The sequence below is a fragment of the Pseudomonas sp. SDO55104_S430 genome, assembly GCF_054070595.1.
Genome location: NZ_JBSVXG010000074.1, coordinates 1 through 20,895 on the forward strand (window position 1 = coordinate 1; position 20,895 = coordinate 20,895).

The following is a 20,895-nucleotide window of genomic DNA, read 5'->3' on the forward strand; positions in this document are numbered from 1 at the left end:
CCCAAAAGATGGGACTGCTACGCAGTCCAACGGGGGCAAGCCCCCTCGCCACAGGCCCCCCCTCACCACAAAGTGCTCGACACCTTTTCAATCTCACTTGCCTTGCATCACGAAGTTCCGAGCCCGCCGGACAGATCAGCCGCTGAAGTCGAGCCAGGCCGCTCATGGATTGCGCCATGTCGGACAGATAATCGGACATGCCCAGCGTGTCATGCTCTTCGAGCTCGGAAACGAACGACTTCGCTCCTTTGGCCAATGCATCGATCTGGTCGGCTGCCGTGTCACGGTATTGACCGAACTGCGCATCGGCCTGTTGCCTGGCGCTGCCGAGCGTATGGGTCAAATCTTCCTTCAAATGCTCAAAACCCTGCTCGGGGTTGTCATTGCCCGGATTTCCCGTCGAAGTCCCCGCTCTGTTGTCAGGAGTGTCCATGTCGTCCCTCGCTGTGCGATGTATCGCCGTCGGGCTGCGCGGCACCATTGCCCTGAGCCCCTCTTAGCAGAGGACGGAGCGAAGCTTGCGGGAGTTCAAAGAGGTTGATGAACGAAAGGCATGTCCGATTTGTCGATACAGACAAGAGGACCCTGCGCCTGTCCAGAGATGTACTACGCTGACTCCACGAATGACTTCGCTTGATTAATGTTGTTGTAGAACAAAGGCATAAGGAGGCAAGCCGTGCGCCTGTCAGATTTCATAACGGCGAACATCGAGCCGATATTGCAGGAGTGGGAGAACTTTGCCCGTACCGTGAACACCCCCTACCCCACGATGGACAACAAGGGTCTGAGAAACCACGCCCTGCAGATACTGAGTACCATCGCCCTGGATCTGGACACGCCCCAGACGGATCAGCAGCAATTGGCTAAATCCCAGGGCAATGCCCCTGTCAATCCGCACGAAACCGCAGCGCAAACCCACGCGATCCTGCGGTTGATCGACGGCTACTCGCTGGATCAGGTGGTGTCGGAATACCGCGCGCTGCGTTCAAGCGTGCTCAGGCTCTGGCTGGCAAAAGCCTTCGTCGGGGAGCCGCATCAATTGCAGGACATGATGCGCTTCAACGAAGCGATCGATCAGGCGCTTGGGGAATCGATCACGGCCTATGGCAACGCGGTGGAAACCACGCGCAAAAGGGTGCTGGCGGTTCTGGGCCACGATCTGCGCTCGCCATTGGGCGCGATCATGATGTCGGCGGATTTGCTGCAACGCCCCAAAAAACCGGATCCCGAGCGCCAAGCGAATCTGACGACACAGATAGGGGTGAGCGTGCGGCGGGCCAACCAGATCGTTGACGACCTGATTGACCTGGCACGCTTCAATCTCGGCTCCGAGTTACCCCTGACTCGACAGAACACAGACCTCACACCGGTTTGCCAGATTGCCATCGATGAAGTCCGTGCCGGTTATCCGCAGCGGCAAATTCACTTCAATGCCCAGGCCGCTGTTAAAGGCGAGTTCGACCCATTGCGCATGGGTCAAGTGTTCACCAACCTGATCAGCAATGCAGTGCAGCATGGCGACCGGCAACAGCCCGTTGAAGCGTCGCTGGAAGTGGATGGCGGAAATGTATGCTTCACGGTGAAAAGCTACGGCGAACCCATTGGAGACCGTGAAATGCCCTTTCTTTTCGATCCGCAGGCGCGGTATTCAACCTATTCGCAGGACGATCAAAAGAAGTCTTCCGGGCTGGGTCTTGGTCTGTTCATTACGGCAGAAATCGTGAACGGGCACGGCGGCAGCATCGAGGTGCAGTCGACGCTGGAAGAAGGGACGATTTTTCGGGTGACCTTGCCGGTCAAATGAACCTGCTGTGGACGCAGGATCAAGCCCCGCCGAAGCGGGGCTCGACATGATCAGACAGCATCAGGAATTACGATTGCCGCCACCGCTGTGCTGCCCACCTTTTTTGCCGGCCTCGGAGGCCTTTTCCCGATCCTGAGAAAAGTTGCCGCCCGAGCTGCCGCGACCGCCCTGCCCGCTGCCTTGGCCGCCGGTACGCTTGTCATCACCGGACTGACGGTTGTTACCACCCGACGCCTGTCCGCCTTTCTTGCCGGCTTCCGAAGCTTTTTGCGGATCGTTGGCGAAATTGCCGGAGTTATCTTCTTTGTTAGCCATTTCAATTCACCTCATCGTTGTCATTGCGAACTCGTGGAGTTCGTATAACTCCGAGAGAGAGAACCTTTGAAAGTTTGAACAAATTGGCGGGCCAACGACGAGCGGACCGGGCTTATTGGTTCCAATTGATTTGGCCAATGCTACCACCGGTGAAACACCGCTCCAGACGCGTTGCGCTTGATCTTTGGCCGATGCGGTCAATGCTTGAATAAAGGAATCGAAGTTGTCGAAGAGGAAGAATTCATGTCCGAGCACATCATTCATTTCCACTGTCAGATCGATCAGAACACCACCGAGCGGTTCAGGGATTGTTGCCTGGATGCCATTGAGCAAGGCGCGACGTCCCTGTTGCTGAACCTGTCCACCAGCGGTGGCAGCACCAGTTTCGGCTTCACGCTGTACAGCTTTCTCAAATCGCTGCCCGTGCCGCTGTGCGCGGTGAACGCGGGCAATATCGAGTCGATGGGCATCATCATGTTCCTGGCGGCGGGCCGGCGCATCACCTCGCCGCATTCGCGATTTCTGATTCACCCGATGAACTGGTACTTCAACCAGAAAACCGTGGATCACCAGCGGTTGCGCGAGTATCTGTCGACGCTGGATAACGACTTGGCGCGGTACGTGGACATCTACAACGTCGAGACGGCCAATGCGGTGCAGAAGCTGGACATCTTTCACTGCCTTTCCGCTGAAGAGAAGGTCATTGCGGCGCATGAGTCGCTGTCGTACGGGCTGGCCCAGGAAGTGCGGCAGATGACCTTTCCTGCCGATATCAAGCACTGGAAAGTCTCGGGTATCGATTGACGGGTTTTTGGCTTTCTGTAGGAGCGAGCCTGCTCGCGATGGTCATCAACGATGACACTTGCTGCCTGACACCCCGCGGTGTCTGGACCACCATCGCGAGCAAGCTCGCTCCTACAGAAAGCGGGTGTTTTGGGTTGTCTATCGCCGCGCAGGGAAACCTCTGAAGGCATCTTCGTCACAGGCTGTAGGGCATTTCTGTTTTTCCTACACCCTGGTTTTGCCCCGCCTGACTGGGGCAGAATCCCACGCCCCGGGGGTTTGACACCCGGGGTGTAGGACGCGCTGTAGGTTCTGGGAAATTTTCTGGGCAAAGTCGTCGGAGATTTCCTTCGAAACGCGGCGATTTGCATGAACTGGTGGGCGTTGGATGGGCGGGATAGTCTTTTTCCCGTCGCCGTGAAAGCGGTGGCTGGGTGTAGGAACCCGGGTATCTGGCTTGCATCAGTTCTGTTGCTTGATTGCGGCGGCTGTGTGCGGGACCACGTTTCGACGTGGCTGAGTTAGATGCCCTCAGTTCCTACTCCCGTGCACGGCTGCCACCCAAGCCCGTAGGAAGGCCGGTGGTTGCTTCAAATAGGTATCTAAAAGAGTTTTCCAACATGACAAAACTGCATCCGGATCCACCCTACGAAAAACCACTGCCCCCTCCCGTCAACCGCTGGATGGCTATGACCGGCAACTGCTCCGACATGCCCACCTTCTTCATCGACACCCACGTCCCGCTCGACATCCTGATGGAGGCGGCCAACTACCGGATCCGCGCCGTCACTCAGGTCCTGGAGAACCTCGCCATGCGCGGCTCCATCGAGTGCGAGTCTTTCATCCTCAGCGACTTCGCCCTGCTCTGCGCCATCCCGCTGCGCGACGGTTGCGACGTCCTGGACATCATCGGCCGCCGCCTGCGCGCCCGGCCTTCGCCATAACCAACGCGCAAATCAACTGTGGGAGCGGGCTTGCCCGCGAAGGCGTCGGTTCAGGCGACATCGATGCTGAATGTGCCGGCCTTTTCGCGGGCAAGCCCGCTCCCACATGGTTCTGCATCGACCACAAAACCTGCGCACGACACAAAAACCTGCTCGCGATGGTTTCCAACGATGAGGCTGGGGGCCTGACACCCCGCAGTGTCCGGACATTCATCGCGAGCAGGCTCGCTCCCACAGGTTCCTGCGCCGAGCGCCCCAGGAATTACATCAGCGATGCTCATTCTCGATCCTCGCCAGCCAGGCAGGCGATTTGCCGTGATAGTCCCCACCGGCCACTGCCTCCAAATAGGCCCGATCGGCCTCCATCCGTAGATCTCGCCATTCGCTCCAGCTGATGATGCCTAAACGGTCCATCTCATCGGTCTGACGCACCAGCTCGTCGTGCCAGGCGTCGGGGCAGTCCATGCGCAGCGGCTTGTTATCCAGCGCGCGGTGCCAGGCATCCAGGGTTCGCAGCCGCAACTCCTGTGCCGGTGTCAGCAGATTTCTGAAGGCATACATACTCTGGCCCTCCCGGTATTTTTAAGTGGAGAGAGAGAGAGCGGGATAGGTTCACAAGATCTGACGATCAGCGCGGCTGATCCAATCCAAACTGTAGGAGCGAGGCTTGCCCGCGAAGGCGTCAAGCCAGCCAACATCAATGTTGAATGTGCCGGCCTATTCGCGGGCAAGCCCGGCTCCCACAGGGTTCTGTGTTGATCACAAAACCTGCGAACGACACAAATCCACTGTGGGAGCGGGCTTGCTCGCGAAGGCGGCGGGCCAGCCACCATTGATGTTGAATGTGCTCACCTCTTCGCAGGCAAGCCCGGCTCCCACAGATCCACTTTGAAATCATCTAATGTGACCGAGCGCCTTGGCTATCTGCAATGGCTCCCGAGGGTCAGTCTTGCAGACTGCACGCCTGTATTTCGTACAGGGCTTGTGCAAGTGCCTGATTTTCTTGGGACTGGAACGAGCAGCGAATTTGGCACAGGAAATGCGACAGCTCTTGGGACACCTCAACGCCTGACCCACGGTCAGGGCAAATTCCGTGAAGCCTGAGGCAGCCAAAAATGAACGCAATCGACCTTCTGAAAGCCGACCACGAAAAAGTCAAAACCATCCTGGGCCAGTTGAGTGAATCGACTGAGAGAGCGACCAAAAAACGCGTTGAACTGCTGGAGAAGCTTGAAATGGAGATTTCCATCCATACCAAGCTAGAGGAGGAAATCCTCTACCCCGCCTTCAAACAAGCCGGGACCAAGGAAGAGGACGTCATGTACTTCGAGGCCAAGGAAGAGCACCGCACGGTGGATTCGCTGGTGCTGCCGGACCTCAAGGAAACCGACCCTGGGACGCCTGAGTTCGCCGGGCGGGTGAAGGTGGTCAAGGAGTTGTTGGAGCACCACATTGAAGAGGAAGAGACGGAGATGTTTCCCAAGGCGAAGAAGCTGCTCGGCAAGGCCAAGCTTGATGAGCTTGGGGAGCAGATGGAGATGATGAAGAGCAGCTTCAAGAAGGAATGGGCGGCTAGTCATATGGCTGCCTAATTTCCCCCCCTGTGGGAGCGAGCCTGCTCGCGATGGTCGTCAACGATAACGCGGGCTGTCTGAATGCCTGCGTTGACCGTGCGTTCATCGCGAGCAGGCTCGCTCCCACGAAGGGGGCACGGGAGATCTGCAATGAAAAATCCGGGAGCCGACACACAGGCCATTTTGCTCGAACCCAATGACTGGGTCCCCAACAACCCGCGCCTGCCGGTATTGATCTACCCGCAGGTGTTCCCCGTGCAGGGCAACGACCCGGCAGCCAGCATCGAACAAGTGTTCACCGCCAACGGCTGGCCACCGCAATGGCGCGACGGGATTTACGACTATCACCATTACCACACCGAAGGCCATGAAGTACTCGGCATTGCCAGGGGTCAGGCGCGGTTGATGATTGGTGGGCCGGACGGCTACGAACTTCATGTCAGCGCAGGCGATGCGCTGTTGCTGCCGCCGGGCACCGGTCATTGCAACCTGGGCTCCAGCGACGATTTTCTGGTGGTCGGTGCCTATCCGCCGGGTCAGCGGGCGGATATCTGCCGGAAGGCGCCCGATGAAGTGCAAATCCAGCGCATCGAAGATCTGCCCTTCCCCGACAGCGATCCCGTACAAGGTCCATAAAGCTCATTCAGCGCAAATCCGTCTCAAGGGCTGGCAGGCTCACCATCAACCGCCCTCTCCCTGGACGAAACCGGCAGTGGCGGAAACTGCTCGTTGAGCAGCGAAATGTGGTCCAGCGCCTGGCGAAACATGGCATCGGCCTTGCCACGTTGCTGCAGATACTCAAGGAACTTCTCACTGTCGAAGTCCGGTTGCTCGAGCATTTCTGACGCACACCGATTGAGGGCATTGGCTTCTTCAAACAATTTTTTGTTCTGCTCCATCGCGAAACGTCGGCAGGCCAGGAGCTGAGCGGCTGAATAACGGGAATGCATGTAACGATTCCTCTTATAAGCGGCTCAAGGACGTGACGGAGATGGCGCAGGAGAGCCGAACCTGATGCCCCAGAATCGACGCATTTTTAGCTGTCGATGAGTTTGTGACCCCGGGGTTCGAAAGAAAGATCAAAGTATTTGGATGCCGCCGGGCGGGAAATTCGCGCAGGCGCGACCATTGGTAAAACCGAATGAATTTATGGTCCAGGCCGCTTCTCTGAATTTAACACCCAGGAAAAGTCAGCGGAGCAGCCCTATGACAGCGTTAGAAAGGATCAACGAACACTCGACTGCGGCGCCCACGTGCTCCCGTGACGTCCCTTCCATCTATCACGTGGCGCTCAATTGCGACGTCGGCGCCCACACTGACATGCTCAAAGACTTCCTGAACAGGCAGCTGGATGCCGTGCGCGAGCTGCCCTGTCCTCTTCCGGATGATATTGGGCAGTGGTCCGAGTGGATGGAAGAAAACGCACGGGGGGTGGCCGATGAATATGCCCTGTATCTGCAAGGCCGCCATGCCGGAGAGCCCCGTCGTTTCTTCGGCAACAAGGCCCATGCATTGTATTTCCTGCAGCGGGTCGCACCGGCCAAACTGGTGGACGGCGCCTGGCTCTACAGTGCAGTCAAGCACCCGACGGATTGGCGTTATCACGGCCTGATCCGCACCTATCTGGAAGAACTGGGCGACGGCGACCCCGCGCTGAATCATGTGGTGCTGTATCGCAATCTGCTGGCCAGCCACGACTGCGTGGCCTCCCATCAACTGGATGACACGCTTTACCTGCAAGGCGCGTTGCAGCTGACCCTGGGGCACCTGGGGGATGATTTTCTGCCGGAGGTGATCGGCTACAACCTTGGCTACGAGCAACTGCCGCTGCACCTGCTGATCACCGCTTTCGAGCTCAATGAACTGGGGATCGACCCGTATTACTTCACCCTCCATGTGACCATCGACAACGCCAGTACTGGGCATGCGCGCAAGGCGGTGGAGGCGGTTTCAGCGTTTCTGGCCGGGGCTGACGATCCCGATGAGTTTCTTGCCCGATTGCGCCGGGGCTACATGCTCAACGAGCTGGGCAAGGGTTCGACGTCGGTGATCCAGTCGTTCGATCTCGAGCAAGAGCTGGTCGACATGCTTGAACGCAAGCGCGCTTTCGGCCAGCACATGCATTCCGATTACTGCCGGCTGGAAGGCAAGACGGTCAACGAATGGCTGGCTGCTCCGGGGCAGATTCGCGAGTTTCTGGCGGCACTGGAGGAACGTGGCTGGATCAAGCGTTTTCAAGACCCCGAACAGAGTCGTTTCTGGCAACTTGTCGATGGACCGGGGGCCGCGATGTTCGGGGTGTTCAACGGGTATGAGAAACAGCTGCTGCGGGACTGGATTGCCGGAGATTCGCAGAGTGCGAATCCGTTCAGGGCACAGTTCCGGCGTACGCAGCCGGTGCAGGCGATCGAGGTCGAACCGCTTGGCGAGCACCTGACTCTGGACGAACTTGTCGACAAACTGTCGCCAGCGCTGCATCCCAGCCCCGAAGGCCTGCAAGCCACGCGCATCTATGCCCGGCAATTCGGCTTAACGGGGGGCAATCCATGAACACGCTTAACGTCGTCGCACAGGACACCGAGCATGACCTTCCGCTGTTGCAATTGGGCAGACGATTGCAGGCCGATCAATACCGTTTCATCACGGTGACGCCCTTGACCCATCAGCGGGTCAACGCACGTCCGGAAAATCATCGGGCGCGCCATTTGCGAGATATTTTTGGCTGGAGCCGGCCGTTCGAGTCCGAGCTGTTGCGTGAGTCGGAACTGAGGACGCTGATGGAGTGCGGTCTGCTGCGAGCCCACGGCGGGATGTGGCTGAGCGAGGTGCGGTGGTCGAGCATCGATGACTTGCTGTTCGTGCATTCGAGTTTTCCCACGACCAGTCATGATTCGGTGTTTTTCGGGCCCGACACTTACCGCTTCGCCCAGGCGATACAGGAGCATCTGCGCACGTCCAGCCACAGGATTCAGAATGCCGTCGACATTGGTTGCGGCAGCGGCGCGGGGGCGATCCTGATTGCCCAGGCCCGGCGCGATGCACATGTGCTGGCGGTGGACATCAACCCTACGGCGTTGCGATACACGGCGGTGAATGCCGCGCTGGCGGAGGTCGAGAACGTGTCCACGCAGCCGAGCGATCTGCTGGGCAATGTGTTTGGGCAATTCGATTTGATTGTCGCCAATCCGCCGTATATGCAGGACATCCAGCAGCGTGCGTATCGGCATGGTGGGGAGAATCTTGGGTCGGATCTTTCGGTGAAGATCGTTGGGCAGGCGATTGAGCGACTGGCACCCGGCGGCACTCTGTTGCTGTACACGGGTGCGCCTTCAGTGGATGGGGTCGATATTTTCTTCCAGCACGCCTGGCCGCTGTTCGACAGGCCTGACTTGAGCTGGACCTACAGGGAAATGGACCCGGATGTTTTTGGTGAGGAACTGGAAAGCCCGACCTATGCGATGGCTGAGCGCATCGCAGCAGTCGTGCTGACCGTCACCCGAATCTCATAACAAACACGATCCCCTGTAGGAGCGAGCATGCTCGCGATGGTCGTCAACGATGACGCTGGCAACCTGACACCCCGCGGCGTTCTCGAGTCCATCGCGAGCATGCTCGCTCCTACAGGGTCCGCGTGCACAGCAGATTCAGATTAGGCTATTGTCCGGCCGCTTTTCACAGGCATGTTTGCCCCTGCAGGTTTCCATCAGCAGGTGATCCACGACATGTGACAGCGCCTCCTGATCACCCTTCCCACGAGTCAGCACTTCCTGATAAACCTGCCGCTGTCGCTGCGCACTGCTGCCGTCGCTAATAATTCTGCGGATCTGCGCAAAAACACTCTCCACCCCCATCGCCCTCGCGGTTTTCTTAAGAGTCTGCTCGGTCAAAAACAACCACTGCTCAAGCGTAAACGGCCGATCGAACCCTTCTACCAGAAACGCCGCATTCAGCCCCGAACGCTTGGCCCGCCAGCGATTCTCCATCAGCATCCAGCGCGATTTCTGCGTGTAACTCGACCCCGGGCGCGGTTGTTCGATGGCATAGGCAATCATCAGGCGAAAGAACGAAGCGATGCACAGCGCGTCATCCAGGCGCGGGCAGGCGTCGGTCATGCGCAGTTCCAGGGTCGGGTACTTGGCTGAAGGCCTGATCCCCCACCAGCATTCGCTCGCTGACTTGATCGAGCCCGATGACATCATGAACGCCAGGTAAGCGTTGTAGTCGTAGTGATCGGCGAAGTACTCCGGCACGCCCATGCGCGGCCACTCGTCGCAGGCTGTCTGGCGATAGCTGTCAAAGCCGCTGTCGCTGCCTTCCCAGAACGGCGAGGAACTGCTCAAAGCCAGAAGCAGCGGTGTCCAGGGCAGCACTTCGTTCATCACCAGGATGCGGTCCAGTCTGTGCGGCACTTCCACATGCACGTGCAACCCCGAGAGCAGGCTGCGCCGCGCCACCCGTTGGTAGTCCTTGAACAGCTGCTGGAAATGAGACTGGTCGGTGGCGTATTGCGTACGCCAATCGCCCATGGGGTGGGAGCCGGCGCACATCAGGCCCAGGTCAAAGGGCTGGAGTGCATCGCGCAAGGCCTCGCGGGCGTCGGTGAGGTATTCGGCGGCTTGCGGCAGGCTGGTGAACACCGGTGAAGCGACTTCGATCTGCGCCTGGAACATCTCGTAAGCGAAGCTCCCGCCGACTGCCGCTTTACAGTGGCCGACAACCTCTCCGGTCAGCTTGCCGGGCATCTGTCGGGTAAACAGGTCCGTCACGAAATATTCTTCTTCCATTCCGAACTTCAGCTGTTCGTTCATTGCTCCTCCAGTGAGCCAAATAAGGATCAGGTCCTTCGGCGCAGGCGCCAGCATGCGCACGGATGGTGAGATCGGGTTCTTCTAAATGGAGGAACGGCTCGAGCCGGACGTTCCTGTGGACCGACCGAAGGTTGGTGGGTTTTGATGGGGGTGGCGTGTCTGGTGATGGGAGGGTGTTGCTGGTGGCCTCTTCGCGGGCAAGCCCGCGAAGGCGTCAGGCCAGCCAACATCAATGTCGAATGTGCCGGCCTCTTCGCGGGCAAGCCCGCTCCCACAGGTTGCTTTGTCGTCCACAAGTCCTTGTAAACAACACAAATCCCATGTGGGAGCGGGCTTGCTCGCGAAGGCGTCAGGCCGGCCGACATCAATGTTGAATATGCCGGCCTCTTCGCGGGCAAGCCCGGCTCCTACAGGTTGCTTTGTCGTCCACAAATCCTTGTAAACAACACAAATCCCATGTGGGAGCGAGCCTGCTCGCGATGATCGTCAACGATGACGCGGGCTGCCTGGATCAGGTACCCCACCGCCCCCATCACCCCTTGAGCAAATGCCGAATCCGCACCTGCGTTCCCGGCATCAGAAAACGCCGGGCGCTTGATTCGATTTTCAGCTCGGACCGGGTGACGCGGCCGTGGTGGCGAAGGTGGTCGAGCCAGGATTCGTCGAAGAACAGCTCGATCCACAGATTCGGGTTTTCGGTGTCCTGCATCAGCTGCCAGGAGAAGGATCCATTGCGGTTCCTCATTCTGCGCACCTGCTCCATGGCCTGTTTGAACGCCTCGGCGTCGGCCGGGGCGATTTCGTATTCCACGGTGATCATCACCGGGCCACGCTCGCCGTCGACATCGGCGCTGAGCAACGGCTGCGGCCAGTGCAGTGACGGGGCCAGGTCATCGGCGACGAGCACCGGGAGTTTTACCCACCAGCCCACCGCGACGCCGGCAATCATCACCCCGCCCGCGACACTCAATGAAACGGAGATGGAAACCCAACTGGCCAACAGCCCCCACACCAACCCGCCGACCGCCATGGTGCCGAAGAACACCAGGATGTACACCGCCAGCGCCCGGGCCTTGACCCAGGCCGGGACCGATGTTTGCGCAGACACCTGAAGGCTGGACAGCACGGCAATCCACGCCGCGCCGCTGATGAGCATGACCGGGATCAGCCCATAGAAATTCGGCACCCATGCCAAGGCCAGCAGGACAGCCGCATAGGTCAGGCTCGCCAGGGCCACCAGTTGGTTCACGGCAATCTGCCGACGCAACCACGGCAGGAACATCGCCCCGGCGACCGCCCCGACACCGACGCAACCCAGCAGGATGCCGAACTGCTCGGCGCTGCCCTTGAGCTCGCCGCGCACGATCAGTGGCAACAGCGACATCCCCGCACTGGCCCCGAGGAAGAACAACAGAGTACGCACCAACACCCTTTGCAGATGGTTCGAGCTTCGGGCATAGCGCCAACCCACACGAATCGCGCCGAACAGCCGTTCCGCCGGCAGCACCGGCTGCTGCGGTGTACGACGCCACATCGCCAGCACCGTGATCACCGCAAAAAAGACAGCGCATTGACCGCAAAAGTGGCCCACGGCCCCACCAGACTGATGATGATCCCGGCGATGGCCGGGCCCAGCGCCCGGGCGACGTTGACCCCGACGCTGCTGAGCGATATCGCCGCGGGCAGATCCGCTGCCGGCACCACCTCGGGCGTCAGCGCCGACCAGGCCGGCATGGTCAGTGCCGTGCCCACTCCCATGGCCAGGGTGAACAGCAGAAGCAGCGGCGCGCTCATCATCCCGGCAAAGGTCAAGATCGCCAGCACGAGCGCGACCACCGCCATGCCGGCCTGGGTCATCAGCAGGTATTTGCGCTTGTCGATGATATCGGCCAGCGCACCCGCCGGGAGCGCCAGCAAAAACATCGGAGCGGCGCCTGCCACCTGGACCAGAGCGACCATCAACGGGCTCGCCGACAACGAGGTCATCAACCAGCCGGCGCCCACTTCATGCATCCAGGTTCCGATGCTGGAGGCGATGCTGGCCAGCCACAGGCTGAGGAAAAGTCTCTGGCGAAGGGGTTGCCAGGCCGAAGGCGCGGCGGCGATCGCTTGATCGCGATTGATCGTATTCATTGAGCTTCCATCAAAGTTGACGCAGAAGTGGCCAGCGCTGTGACACTCTCCCACCAAGAGCCAGCCGTCCGGGGCCGGCGATAAAAATCGTCGAGAAGATGATCAGCAGCATCCAGGCGAACTGCCCCTCGGCCAGGCTCCATTCCGGGTGAACCAGAATCACCGAGACCGCCAGCAGAAACAGAATCGGCAGGGTCGCAAGACGGGTCAGCACACCCGCCATGATCAACACCGGGCACAGCACTTCGGCGAACACCGCCAGTGACAGGGTCAAGGTAGCGCCCATGCCGAACGGGTCCTCGATCACCCCCAGTTCATGCTGGAAATGCATGAGCTTGGGCAGCCCATGGACTGACAGCAGCAACAGGCAACCGCTGATGCGCAACCAAAACAGCGCGAGATCGCTGGTATTCATCCTGCTTGCATCGTCAGCCATGGACAGCCTCCTTTTGTTGCGTGCCGATCGACCTGTTTTGCGCCTTGTCCCCGCCAGGGAACGCGGCAGACATCACATCAGTGTCCTGCGCAGCGCCGCGGTGCGATTGTATGAATGTGCGTAGTTGGAAAATCTGTGCGCGGAAAACCTCCGGATAGGCACATTCATACAATCACTGCCCGCGACAGCGCCGTGAAAATGTCCGCTCTTTCAAGCGTCCCCAGACTATAGGCACTCGATCAGGAACCGGATGAATGCGCGTCACTTACTGGCTGCTTTGGCTACTTCCCGCCACCAGTGCGGCAGCTCTGGCCGACGAACCCATGGCGTCAGGCTTTTTGGATGGCTCGTCACTCAACCTGCTAAACCGCAACTTCTTCCTGCAAAGCGACTACCGATCCCCTACCCCGGCCAACCAGAGCTACAAGCAGGAATGGGCCCAGGGGTTCATCGCTTCGTTCGCCTCCGGTTTCACCCCGGGCACTATCGGCTTCGGGGTCGATGCCCATGGCTTTCTCGGGGTGAAACTCGACGGTGGCAAGGGGCATGCCGGGACGGGGTTGCTGCCGCTGGATTCGGACGGGCGCAGTGACAGCAACTATTCCAGCGCCGGTGGCGCGGTGAAGCTGCGCACCTCGAAAACCACCCTGGCCTACGGCGAGATGATGGTGGAAACCCCGGTGTTCGACACCGCCGACAAGCGCCTGCAACCGGAATACGCCACGGGGTTTCTGCTCGATAGCCGGGAGCTGGACTATGTGCATGTACAGGCGGGGCGTTTCACGGCGTTCAAGAATCAGGATGCTTCGACGAGCAAAGGAGATTTCACGGGTTACGGGGCGAGTACCGATACTGGCGGGATCAGCTTTCTAGGTGCGCAGTTGTTCGAAGACCAGCCGATTGGTGGTGCACTTTATGCGTCCGAGCTGAGCGAGACCTGGCGGCAGTACTACGCCAATCTGCACCTGAATCAGTCCGGGTTCTTTGTTGACGGCAACGTCTATCACACCCGGGATTACGGCGACGCGGCGGCCGGGGCGATCGATAACACGGCCTTTAGCCTGTCGGGGAAATACAAGTTTGGCGCCCATGGCTTCACCCTGGCCTATCAGAAGATCCACGGTGATACGCCGTTCGATTTTGTCGGGGGCGATTCAATCTATCTGGCCAACTCGATCAAGTACGCCGATTTCAATGGCCCTGGTGAGCGCTCATGGCAGGCGCGTTACGATCTGGATATGGGGGCTTTTGGTGTTCCCGGTTTGACGTTCATGACCCGCTATGTCACCGGTCGCGGCATCGACGGTACTCATGCGCCGCAAGGGGGCGCGTATAACCCGTTCGATCCGGATACCGGCCAGTTCGTGCCGCAGCAAGGGGATGGCGGACGCCATTGGGAGCGGGATATCGATCTGCACTATGTCGTGCAATCGGGTCCGGCGAAGAATCTGTCGATGAAGCTGTCCCACGTGAGCCATCGCGCCAACAGCGCCCAGGCCGGGGATGATATTGACCGGATCTACATCGTCCTCGAGTACCCCCTCAGTTGGGGGCACCTTTGAACCGGATCAGGCGAGTTTGATAACCCCACCCTGAATCTCGTCCCGCGCCATGCGCAGGTCGGTGGCGTCCTGGTTGAGCTGGTGAATCAAATTGAACAGCCGCTGCCGCAACACCTCGTCCTTGAGCTGTTCAGTTGCACGCATCACATCCAGCGCCGCGGTTTCATTGTTGCTGGCGACGGAGTCGAGCAGTTTGCGCATGCTTCTCGATGGCCGATTCATCGTGGATCCCTTCTGATTTGGTGGAGCGGATGATACGGGGGCATTGTTGCGTCTATGTTTCAAACCACCAACCCCGCAAACACCCTAAAACCCTGTAGGAGCGAGGCTTGCCCGCGAAGGCGTCAGGCCTGCCAGCATCGATGTTGGATGTGCCGGCCTCTTCGCGAGCAAGCCCGCTCCCACAGGTTTCTTTGTCGTCCACAAATCCTTGTAAACAACACAAATCCCATGTGGGAGCGGGCTTGCCCGCGAAGGCGTCAGGCCTGCCGGCATCGATGTTGAATGTGCCGGCCTCTTCGCGAGCAAGCTCGGCTCCTACAGGGGTAGGTGTAAGCCTGTCAGCCCGCCACGCTCTCACGAATCAGCTTTTTGTTGATCTTGCCAACGCTGGTCTTCGGGATTTCGCTGACGAACTTGAACTGCTTGGGGATGGCCCATTTGTTGATGCGGCCGCCGTCGACGAAGGCTTGCAGGTGGGCTTCGAGCAGTTTGCGGTCCAGGTATTGGCCGGCTTCGCACACCACCATGGCCATCGGGCGCTCGCCCCATTGCTCGTCGGCGATGCCGACCACCGCCACCGACATCACCGCCGGGTGTTCGCTGATCAGGCTTTCCAGTTCCAGGGAGCTGATCCACTCGCCGCCGGTCTTGATCACGTCCTTGATCCGGTCCTTGATTTCCACGCAGCCCTGCGGGTCGATCGAGGCCATGTCGCCGGTGTGCAGCCAGCCGCCGTCCCAAAGCTCGGCGCCCTTGCCCTTCTCTTTCAGGTAGCCCTGGGTCAGCCACGGTGAGCGCACCACGATTTCGCCCAGGGACTCGCCGTCGTGGGCCACATCCTGGCCATTGGCGTCGATGATTTTCAGGTCGACCATCGGGATCGGCGTGCCGGTCTTGATCCGCGTCGGCAACTGGTCCGCCATCGGCTTTTCCAGATCCTCATCACGCAGATAAGTCAGGCACAGCAGCGGACAGGTCTCCGACATGCCATAACCGGCATGCATCACCATGCCCCGGCCGCTGGCTTCGCTGGCAATGCCCAGAGGCAAGGCACTGCCGCCAATAAGAATCTTCCAGCCGTCGAAGCGACCCTTCTTGCCCTCTTCGCAGTTGAGGATCATCTGCAAAATGGTCGGCACACAGTGGGAGAAACTGACCTTCTCCTCGCGATACAGGCGCACCAGGCTGTTGGGCTCGTAACGCCCCGGATAAACCTGCTTGAGCCCCATCAGGGTCGCTACGTACGGCACACCCCAGGCATGCACGTGGAACATCGGCGTGATCGGCATGTACACGTCATCCGAGCGCAGCAACGGCTGGCCCTGGTACACGCTCAGAGTGCCGACCGCGTTCAGGGTGTGCAGCACCAGTTGCCGATGGGTGAAGTACACCCCTTTCGGATCACCGGTGGTGCCGGTGGTGTAGAACAGCGTCGCCACCGAGTTCTCGTCGAAATCCGGGAACTCGTACTGGTCCGACGCCTCGGCCAGCAGTGCCTCGTACTCGCCAATCACTGGCAACGAGGCATTGGCCGCGCCGTTGTCGCTCAGCTGGACGAAGCCCTTCACCGTGGTCAAGCGATCCTGGATCTGCTCCACCAGAGGCAGGAAGTCGTCATGCACCAGCACCAGGTCGTCCTCGGCGTGGTTCATGGTGAACAACACCTGCTCCGACGACAGGCGAATGTTCACCGTGTGCAGCACCGCGCCGATCATCGGCACGGCGAAGAAGCATTCCAGGTAGCGATGGCTGTCCCAGTCGAGCAAGGCCACGGTGTCGCCGGCCTTGACCCCGGCCGCCGTCAGCGCATTGGCCAGGCGGCGGATGCGCTGGTTGAGCGTCTGGTAGCTGTAGCGCAGCTTGTCGGCGTAGACGATTTCCCGGCCCGGCTCGTAACGCACGCCGGACAGCAGCAATTGCTTGATCAGCAAGGGATAGGCGTAGGCGCCGTCGGCGGGCGGAATTATTTTTGTCGCCATCATCAATAGTTTCCTTGTTCTTTAGAACTGGTCGGCTTGCAGCGCGAAGAGGCAGTCGCTACCGGCCTTGACCGATGCGCTCAGCGAATGGATACGCGGCAGCAGTCGAGCGAAGTAGAAGCGCGCGGTGGCCAGCTTGCTGGTGTAGAAGTCGTCCGAAGAGTCGGCAACCAAAGATGCCGCCGCCATCTGCGCCCACATGTAGGCGTAGGCGGTGTAGCCGAACACGTGCAGGTACTCCACCGAGGCCGCGCCGATTTCATTCGGGTTGTGCTGGGCACGGTCGAGCAGCCAGGCGGTCAGTTCGTCGAGAACGTCCACGGCGGCGTTCAGCGGCTTGGTGAACTCGCCCAGCTCGGCGCTGGCATTGGCGGTGAATTCGCGGATTTGCGAAGCGAACAGACGGTAAAGCGCCCCGCCGCTGCCGACGATCTTGCGCCCGGCCAGATCCAGGGACTGGATGCCGTTGGTGCCTTCGTAGATCTGGGTGATGCGCACGTCGCGCACCAGTTGCTCCTGGCCCCACTCGCGTATGTAGCCGTGGCCGCCGAAGACCATCTGCCCATGCAGGGTGGTTTCAAGACCCATGTCGGTGAGGAACGCCTTGGCCACCGGGGTCAGCAGCGCTACCAGTTCCTGGGCGCGGTTGCGGGCCGTGGCGTCTTCGCTGTACTTGGCGGTGTCCAGTTGCAGCGCGACGTAGCTGGAGAACGCGCGACCGCCTTCGTTCAGGGCCTTCATGGTCAGCAGCATGCGGCGCACGTCCGGGTGAACGATGATCGGGTCGGCGGCCTTGTCCTTGTTTTGTGCGCCGGTGGGCGCACGGCTCTGGATGCGGTCCTGGGCATAGGCCAGGGCGTTCTGGTAGGAACGCTCGCCCTGGGCCAGGCCCTGGATTCCGACGCCCAGGCGCTCGTAGTTCATCATGGTGAACATCGCCGCCAGGCCCTTGTTCGGCGCATCGACAATCCAGCCGGTTGCGCCGTCGAAGTTCATCACGCAGGTGGCCGAGGCCTTGATGCCCATCTTGTGTTCGATGGAACCGCAGGACAGCGCATTGCGCTCGCTCAGGGAACCGTCGGCATTGACCAGCACCTTCGGCACCAGGAACAGCGAAATGCCCTTGGGCCCTGCCGGTGCATCCGGCAGGCGCGCCAGCACCAGGTGGATAATGTTCTCGGTCAGGTCCTGCTCGCCGCCGGTGATGAAGATCTTGCTGCCGCTGAGCTTGTAGCTGCCGTCGGCCTGTGGCACGGCGCGGGTGCGGATCATGCCCAGGTCGGTGCCGGCGTGAGCTTCGGTCAGGCACATGGAACCGGTCCAGGTGCCGGCGTACATGTTTGGCAGGTAAGCGGCCTTGAGCTCTTCGCTGGCGTGGGCGTTGATCGACAGGCAGGCGCCCGCCGTCAGCATCGGGTACAGGCCAAACGACAGGCTGGCGGCGTTGACCATTTCCTCGACCTGCGCCGAGATTGCCTTGGGCATGCCCATGCCGCCGTAGTGCGGATCACCACCGACACCGACCCAGCCACCCTCGGCGAACGCCTGATACGCCTGGGCAAAACCTTCCGGCGCGTTGACGGTGTCCGGGCTCCAGGTGCAGCCCTCTTCATCGCTCGGGCGGTTCAACGGCGCGATCACCTCGCCTGTGATCTTGCCGGCCTCTTCGAGGATCGCGGCCGCGGTGTCTTCGTCGATCACCTCGGCCAGGCGGGGCATTTGCGCCCACAGCCGGGAGACCTGGAAAACCTCGTTGAGTACGAAGCGCATGTCGCGCAGGGGAGCTTTGTAGTCAGACATTGTTGGCTTACTCGGAAGTGGTCAGGGCATGCGATACGCCCGGACGTTCAGTGGTTTCAATGTTTTGTGGGGTTGCAACGGCTCCGGTCGCAGGCACCCGCTCGCGCAGCAGGAAGTACGACAGGGCCGGGATCAGGATCAGCGCGCCAAGCATGTTCCACAGGAACATGAAGGTCAGCAGGATGCCCATGTCGGCCTGGAACTTGATTGGCGACCAGACCCAGCACACCACGCCGGCGGCCAGGGTGATGCCCACCAGCCCGACCACCCGGCCAGTGAAGGACACGGCGTTGCGGTAGGCCTGGGACAGCGGCAGACCCTGGCGCTGGAAGTGCAATTGCACGCTGAGCAGGTACAGGGCGTAGTCGACGCCGATCCCCACGCCGAGGGCGATCACCGGCAGGGTCGCGACTTTCACGCCGATGCCCATGGCGACCATCAGCGCTTCGCAGAGGATCGAGGTCAGCACCAGTGGCAACAGCGCCACCAGGGTTGCGCGCCAGCTGCGGAAGGTGATCAGGCAGAACAGGGTCACTGCGGCGTACACGTACAGCAGCATGGTGTGGTTGGCTTCGCGCACCACGATGTTGGTCGCCGCCTCGATGCCCGCACTGCCGGCCGCCAGCAGGAACTGCCGGTCAGGGGTGCTGTTTTCACGGGCGAACTTGTCGGCAATCGCCACCACGGCGTCGAGGGTCTCGGCCTTGTGGTCCTTGAGGAAAGTGATGACCGGCATCACCGAGCAATCGGTGTTGAACAGTTCCGGCGAGTTCACCGAAGCCTGCTGGGCGGCGTAGTTCAGCACGTCCTGATTGCGCTGGATGCTGTTGAGCTTGGGGTTGCCTTCGTAGGTGCCAGCGGTGATTTGCCGTACCGCGTTGACCAGCGAAGCCGTGGCCTGCACGCCCGGGTATTGCTGCAGCTCCCAGGCCAGGCGATCGGCGAGGATCAGGGTCTTGTAGTTCAGGCAGCCTTCGGGGGCGGTCTTGATCATCACCGCGAACAGGTCGCTGGACAGCGCGTAGTGGCTGGTGATGTAGGCGTTGTCGCGGTTGTAGCGCGAGTCGGCACGCAGCTCAGGCGCCCCGCTTTCCAGATCGCCGATCTTCAGGTTCTGGCTCACCATGAAGCCGCCAACGCCCATCAGTGTCGCCACCAGCACGGCGCCTGTGGCCCACTTGGCGCCGGTAAAGCGATCAAGCAAGTCCCAGAGTTTGCCGAACCCCTTGCTCTTCTCGGCGCGGGTATCGATTTTCAGCGCCCGCTCGGCGGCCTTGGCACCGACGCCGATATAGGACAGCGCCACCGGCATCAGCAACAGCGAGGTGAAAATCAACACTGCGACACCGATACTGGCGGTGATCGCCAGGTCCTGGATCACCGGGATATCGATCAGCATCAGCACCGCAAAACCCACGGCGTCGGCCAGCAACGCGGTCACGCCGGCGATGAACAGGCGGCGGAAGGTGTAGCGCGCGGCGATCAGCTTGTGGGTGCCACGGGCGATGTCCTGCATGATGCCGTTCATCTTCTGCGCGGCATGGGACACGCCGATGGCGAAGATCAGGAATGGCACCAGCACCGAGTACGGATCGATGGCATAACCCAGCCAGGCGACGATACCCAGCTGCCAGACCACCGCGATCAGCGAGCAGCCGACCACCAGCAGGGTGCTGCGCACGCAACGGGTGTAGGCATAGATGATCACCAGCGAGGTCACCACGGCCAGGCCGAAGAACATCATCACCTGGATCAGGCCGTCGATCAGGTCGCCCATCAGCTTGGCGAAACCGATCACCCGCACCTTGTACTGACCCTTGCCCTCCTCCCCGGCCTTGCGCGCCGAAGCGTCACCGGCGAACTCGATCTTGTCGCGCAGTTGCTCCTCGAGCATCTGCGAAAAGGCGTGATAGTTGATCGGCTTGCCGCCGGCGGCGGCCTTGTCCAGCAGCGGCACCACCAGCATGCTCGATTTGAAGTCGCTGGCCACCAGGCTGCCCACCAGACCGGCGCGGGCGATGTTCTGCCGCAGCTGTTCGATCTGTTCCGGTTTGCCCGCATAGGTGTCGGGCATCACCGGGCCGCCCTGGAAGCCGTCCTCGGTGACCTCGGTCCAGCGTACGCCCGGGCTCCACAGCGACTTCATCCAGGCGCGGTCGACGCCCTCGCTGAGGAACAACTGGTCGTTGACCTGCTTGAGCACGTCCAGGTAGCCGGGGTCGAAAATATCGCCCTGGGTGTTTTCCACCACCACTCGCACCGAATTGCCCAGCCCGCGCAACGAGGCGCGGTTTTCCAGGAAGTTCTGGATGTAGGGCTGGCTCTGGGGAATCATTTTTTCGAAGCTGGGACGCAGCTCCAGGCGCGTGGCCGCCATGTAGCCCAGCAGCACCGTGGTCAGCGCCATCAGCAGCATGAACAGCGGGCGGAAGTTGAACACCAGGCGTTCGAGGATGTTGCCGGAGCGCTGGTCGAAATCCCGCAGTTCGCGGATCACCGGCATGGCGTCTTGTTTGATATTGCCCATGTCTGGGT

General features: G+C 60.5%; 17 protein-coding genes and 2 pseudogenes. 8 read left to right on the top strand and 11 right to left on the bottom strand.

Annotated elements, in window-relative coordinates:
* A pseudogene (locus ACW9JE_RS15080) lies at positions 1-433 on the bottom strand (hypothetical protein); the annotation flags it as partial.
* Positions 434-676: 243 nt separating this feature from the next.
* Here ACW9JE_RS15080 and ACW9JE_RS15085 point away from each other — a divergent pair.
* Complete coding sequence (locus ACW9JE_RS15085) at positions 677-1,804, top strand: ATP-binding protein (protein WP_457433187.1); 1,128 nt, start codon at positions 677-679, stop codon at positions 1,802-1,804.
* A 60-nt stretch (positions 1,805-1,864) separates the two neighbouring features.
* On the opposite strand, the gene ACW9JE_RS15090 is transcribed toward ACW9JE_RS15085, so the two are convergent.
* On the bottom strand, positions 1,865-2,119 hold the full coding sequence (locus ACW9JE_RS15090) for a general stress protein (protein ID WP_457433188.1): 255 nt from the start codon (positions 2,117-2,119) through the stop codon (positions 1,865-1,867).
* A gap of 243 nt (positions 2,120-2,362) precedes the next feature.
* On the opposite strand from ACW9JE_RS15090, the gene ACW9JE_RS15095 reads away from it, so the two are divergent.
* Both ACW9JE_RS15095 and ACW9JE_RS15100 read left to right on the top strand, forming a co-directional pair.
* Entirely contained in the window at positions 2,363-2,923 is a 561-nt protein-coding gene (locus tag ACW9JE_RS15095; protein ID WP_224533803.1) for an ATP-dependent Clp protease proteolytic subunit, read from the top strand.
* A 599-nt stretch (positions 2,924-3,522) separates the two neighbouring features.
* Entirely contained in the window at positions 3,523-3,846 is a 324-nt protein-coding gene (locus tag ACW9JE_RS15100; RefSeq protein ID WP_457433189.1) for a hypothetical protein, read from the top strand.
* 267 nt (positions 3,847-4,113) lie between these two features.
* Here the strand turns inward: ACW9JE_RS15100 and ACW9JE_RS15105 are convergent, their stop codons facing one another.
* Positions 4,114-4,407 carry a hypothetical protein gene (locus tag ACW9JE_RS15105; protein ID WP_457433190.1) on the bottom strand — a complete coding sequence of 98 codons (294 nt, stop codon included), beginning with the start codon at positions 4,405-4,407 and terminating at the stop codon, positions 4,114-4,116.
* A 554-nt stretch (positions 4,408-4,961) separates the two neighbouring features.
* Here ACW9JE_RS15105 and ACW9JE_RS15110 point away from each other — a divergent pair.
* Together ACW9JE_RS15110 and ACW9JE_RS15115 are read left to right on the top strand one after the other, a co-directional pair.
* Entirely contained in the window at positions 4,962-5,438 is a 477-nt protein-coding gene (locus tag ACW9JE_RS15110; protein ID WP_224533800.1) for a hemerythrin domain-containing protein, read from the top strand.
* Positions 5,439-5,570: 132 nt separating this feature from the next.
* Entirely contained in the window at positions 5,571-6,056 is a 486-nt protein-coding gene (locus ACW9JE_RS15115; protein ID WP_457433191.1) for a cupin, read from the top strand.
* Positions 6,057-6,079: 23 nt separating this feature from the next.
* Here the strand turns inward: ACW9JE_RS15115 and ACW9JE_RS15120 are convergent, their stop codons facing one another.
* Positions 6,080-6,370, bottom strand: a complete 291-nt coding sequence (locus ACW9JE_RS15120) for a hypothetical protein (RefSeq protein ID WP_224533799.1) — start codon at positions 6,368-6,370, stop codon at positions 6,080-6,082.
* A 256-nt stretch (positions 6,371-6,626) separates the two neighbouring features.
* Here ACW9JE_RS15120 and ACW9JE_RS15125 point away from each other — a divergent pair, with 256 nt between their 5' ends.
* Complete coding sequence (locus ACW9JE_RS15125) at positions 6,627-7,970, top strand: iron-containing redox enzyme family protein (protein WP_457433192.1); 1,344 nt, start codon at positions 6,627-6,629, stop codon at positions 7,968-7,970.
* Positions 7,967-8,929: a methyltransferase gene (locus tag ACW9JE_RS15130; protein ID WP_457433193.1), complete on the top strand. Its 963-nt coding sequence runs from the start codon at positions 7,967-7,969 to the stop codon at positions 8,927-8,929. The genes ACW9JE_RS15125 and ACW9JE_RS15130 overlap by 4 nt, the downstream gene beginning before the upstream one ends.
* Positions 8,930-9,064: 135 nt before the next feature.
* Here ACW9JE_RS15130 and ACW9JE_RS15135 read toward each other — a convergent pair whose 3' ends face one another.
* The 3 genes and pseudogenes from ACW9JE_RS15135 to ACW9JE_RS15145 form a co-directional block, all read right to left on the bottom strand.
* Complete coding sequence (locus ACW9JE_RS15135) at positions 9,065-10,228, bottom strand: carboxylate-amine ligase (RefSeq protein WP_457433194.1); 1,164 nt, start codon at positions 10,226-10,228, stop codon at positions 9,065-9,067.
* Between the two features lie 532 nt (positions 10,229-10,760).
* Positions 10,761-12,361 (bottom strand): annotated as a pseudogene (locus ACW9JE_RS15140) (MFS transporter).
* A 10-nt stretch (positions 12,362-12,371) separates the two neighbouring features.
* Positions 12,372-12,797, bottom strand: coding sequence for a DoxX family protein (locus ACW9JE_RS15145; RefSeq protein ID WP_457433195.1), 426 nt, complete (start codon positions 12,795-12,797; stop codon positions 12,372-12,374).
* A 254-nt stretch (positions 12,798-13,051) separates the two neighbouring features.
* On the opposite strand from ACW9JE_RS15145, the gene ACW9JE_RS15150 reads away from it, so the two are divergent.
* On the top strand, positions 13,052-14,359 hold the full coding sequence (locus tag ACW9JE_RS15150) for an OprD family porin (protein ID WP_457433196.1): 1,308 nt from the start codon (positions 13,052-13,054) through the stop codon (positions 14,357-14,359).
* A gap of 6 nt (positions 14,360-14,365) precedes the next feature.
* On the opposite strand, the gene ACW9JE_RS15155 is transcribed toward ACW9JE_RS15150, so the two are convergent.
* The 4 genes from ACW9JE_RS15155 to ACW9JE_RS15170 form a co-directional block, all read right to left on the bottom strand.
* Complete coding sequence (locus ACW9JE_RS15155; RefSeq protein ID WP_224533792.1) at positions 14,366-14,581, bottom strand: hypothetical protein; 216 nt, start codon at positions 14,579-14,581, stop codon at positions 14,366-14,368.
* 338 nt (positions 14,582-14,919) lie between these two features.
* Entirely contained in the window at positions 14,920-16,563 is a 1,644-nt protein-coding gene (locus ACW9JE_RS15160; protein ID WP_457433197.1) for a fatty acid--CoA ligase, read from the bottom strand.
* Between the two features lie 18 nt (positions 16,564-16,581).
* The gene (locus ACW9JE_RS15165; protein ID WP_457433198.1) at positions 16,582-18,360 is read right to left on the bottom strand and encodes an acyl-CoA dehydrogenase C-terminal domain-containing protein; all 1,779 of its coding nucleotides are present in this window, start codon (positions 18,358-18,360) and stop codon (positions 16,582-16,584) included.
* 7 nt (positions 18,361-18,367) lie between these two features.
* Positions 18,368-20,887, bottom strand: coding sequence for an efflux RND transporter permease subunit (locus ACW9JE_RS15170; RefSeq protein ID WP_457433199.1), 2,520 nt, complete (start codon positions 20,885-20,887; stop codon positions 18,368-18,370).
* Positions 20,888-20,895 lie beyond the last annotated feature (8 nt).

Coding starts and splice junctions, on each gene's coding strand:
- ACW9JE_RS15150 (WP_457433196.1), top strand. CDS start 13,052: ATGCGCGTCACTTACTGGCTGCTTTGGCTACTTCCCGCCACCAGTGCG.
- ACW9JE_RS15130 (WP_457433193.1), top strand. CDS start 7,967: ATGAACACGCTTAACGTCGTCGCACAGGACACCGAGCATGACCTTCCG.
- ACW9JE_RS15115 (WP_457433191.1), top strand. CDS start 5,571: ATGAAAAATCCGGGAGCCGACACACAGGCCATTTTGCTCGAACCCAAT.
- ACW9JE_RS15135 (WP_457433194.1), bottom strand. CDS start 10,228: ATGAACGAACAGCTGAAGTTCGGAATGGAAGAAGAATATTTCGTGACG.
- ACW9JE_RS15100 (WP_457433189.1), top strand. CDS start 3,523: ATGACAAAACTGCATCCGGATCCACCCTACGAAAAACCACTGCCCCCT.
- ACW9JE_RS15125 (WP_457433192.1), top strand. CDS start 6,627: ATGACAGCGTTAGAAAGGATCAACGAACACTCGACTGCGGCGCCCACG.
- ACW9JE_RS15170 (WP_457433199.1), bottom strand. CDS start 20,887: ATGGGCAATATCAAACAAGACGCCATGCCGGTGATCCGCGAACTGCGG.
- ACW9JE_RS15160 (WP_457433197.1), bottom strand. CDS start 16,563: ATGATGGCGACAAAAATAATTCCGCCCGCCGACGGCGCCTACGCCTAT.
- ACW9JE_RS15105 (WP_457433190.1), bottom strand. CDS start 4,407: ATGTATGCCTTCAGAAATCTGCTGACACCGGCACAGGAGTTGCGGCTG.
- ACW9JE_RS15095 (WP_224533803.1), top strand. CDS start 2,363: ATGTCCGAGCACATCATTCATTTCCACTGTCAGATCGATCAGAACACC.
- ACW9JE_RS15090 (WP_457433188.1), bottom strand. CDS start 2,119: ATGGCTAACAAAGAAGATAACTCCGGCAATTTCGCCAACGATCCGCAA.
- ACW9JE_RS15165 (WP_457433198.1), bottom strand. CDS start 18,360: ATGTCTGACTACAAAGCTCCCCTGCGCGACATGCGCTTCGTACTCAAC.
- ACW9JE_RS15155 (WP_224533792.1), bottom strand. CDS start 14,581: ATGAATCGGCCATCGAGAAGCATGCGCAAACTGCTCGACTCCGTCGCC.
- ACW9JE_RS15145 (WP_457433195.1), bottom strand. CDS start 12,797: ATGGCTGACGATGCAAGCAGGATGAATACCAGCGATCTCGCGCTGTTT.
- ACW9JE_RS15110 (WP_224533800.1), top strand. CDS start 4,962: ATGAACGCAATCGACCTTCTGAAAGCCGACCACGAAAAAGTCAAAACC.
- ACW9JE_RS15120 (WP_224533799.1), bottom strand. CDS start 6,370: ATGCATTCCCGTTATTCAGCCGCTCAGCTCCTGGCCTGCCGACGTTTC.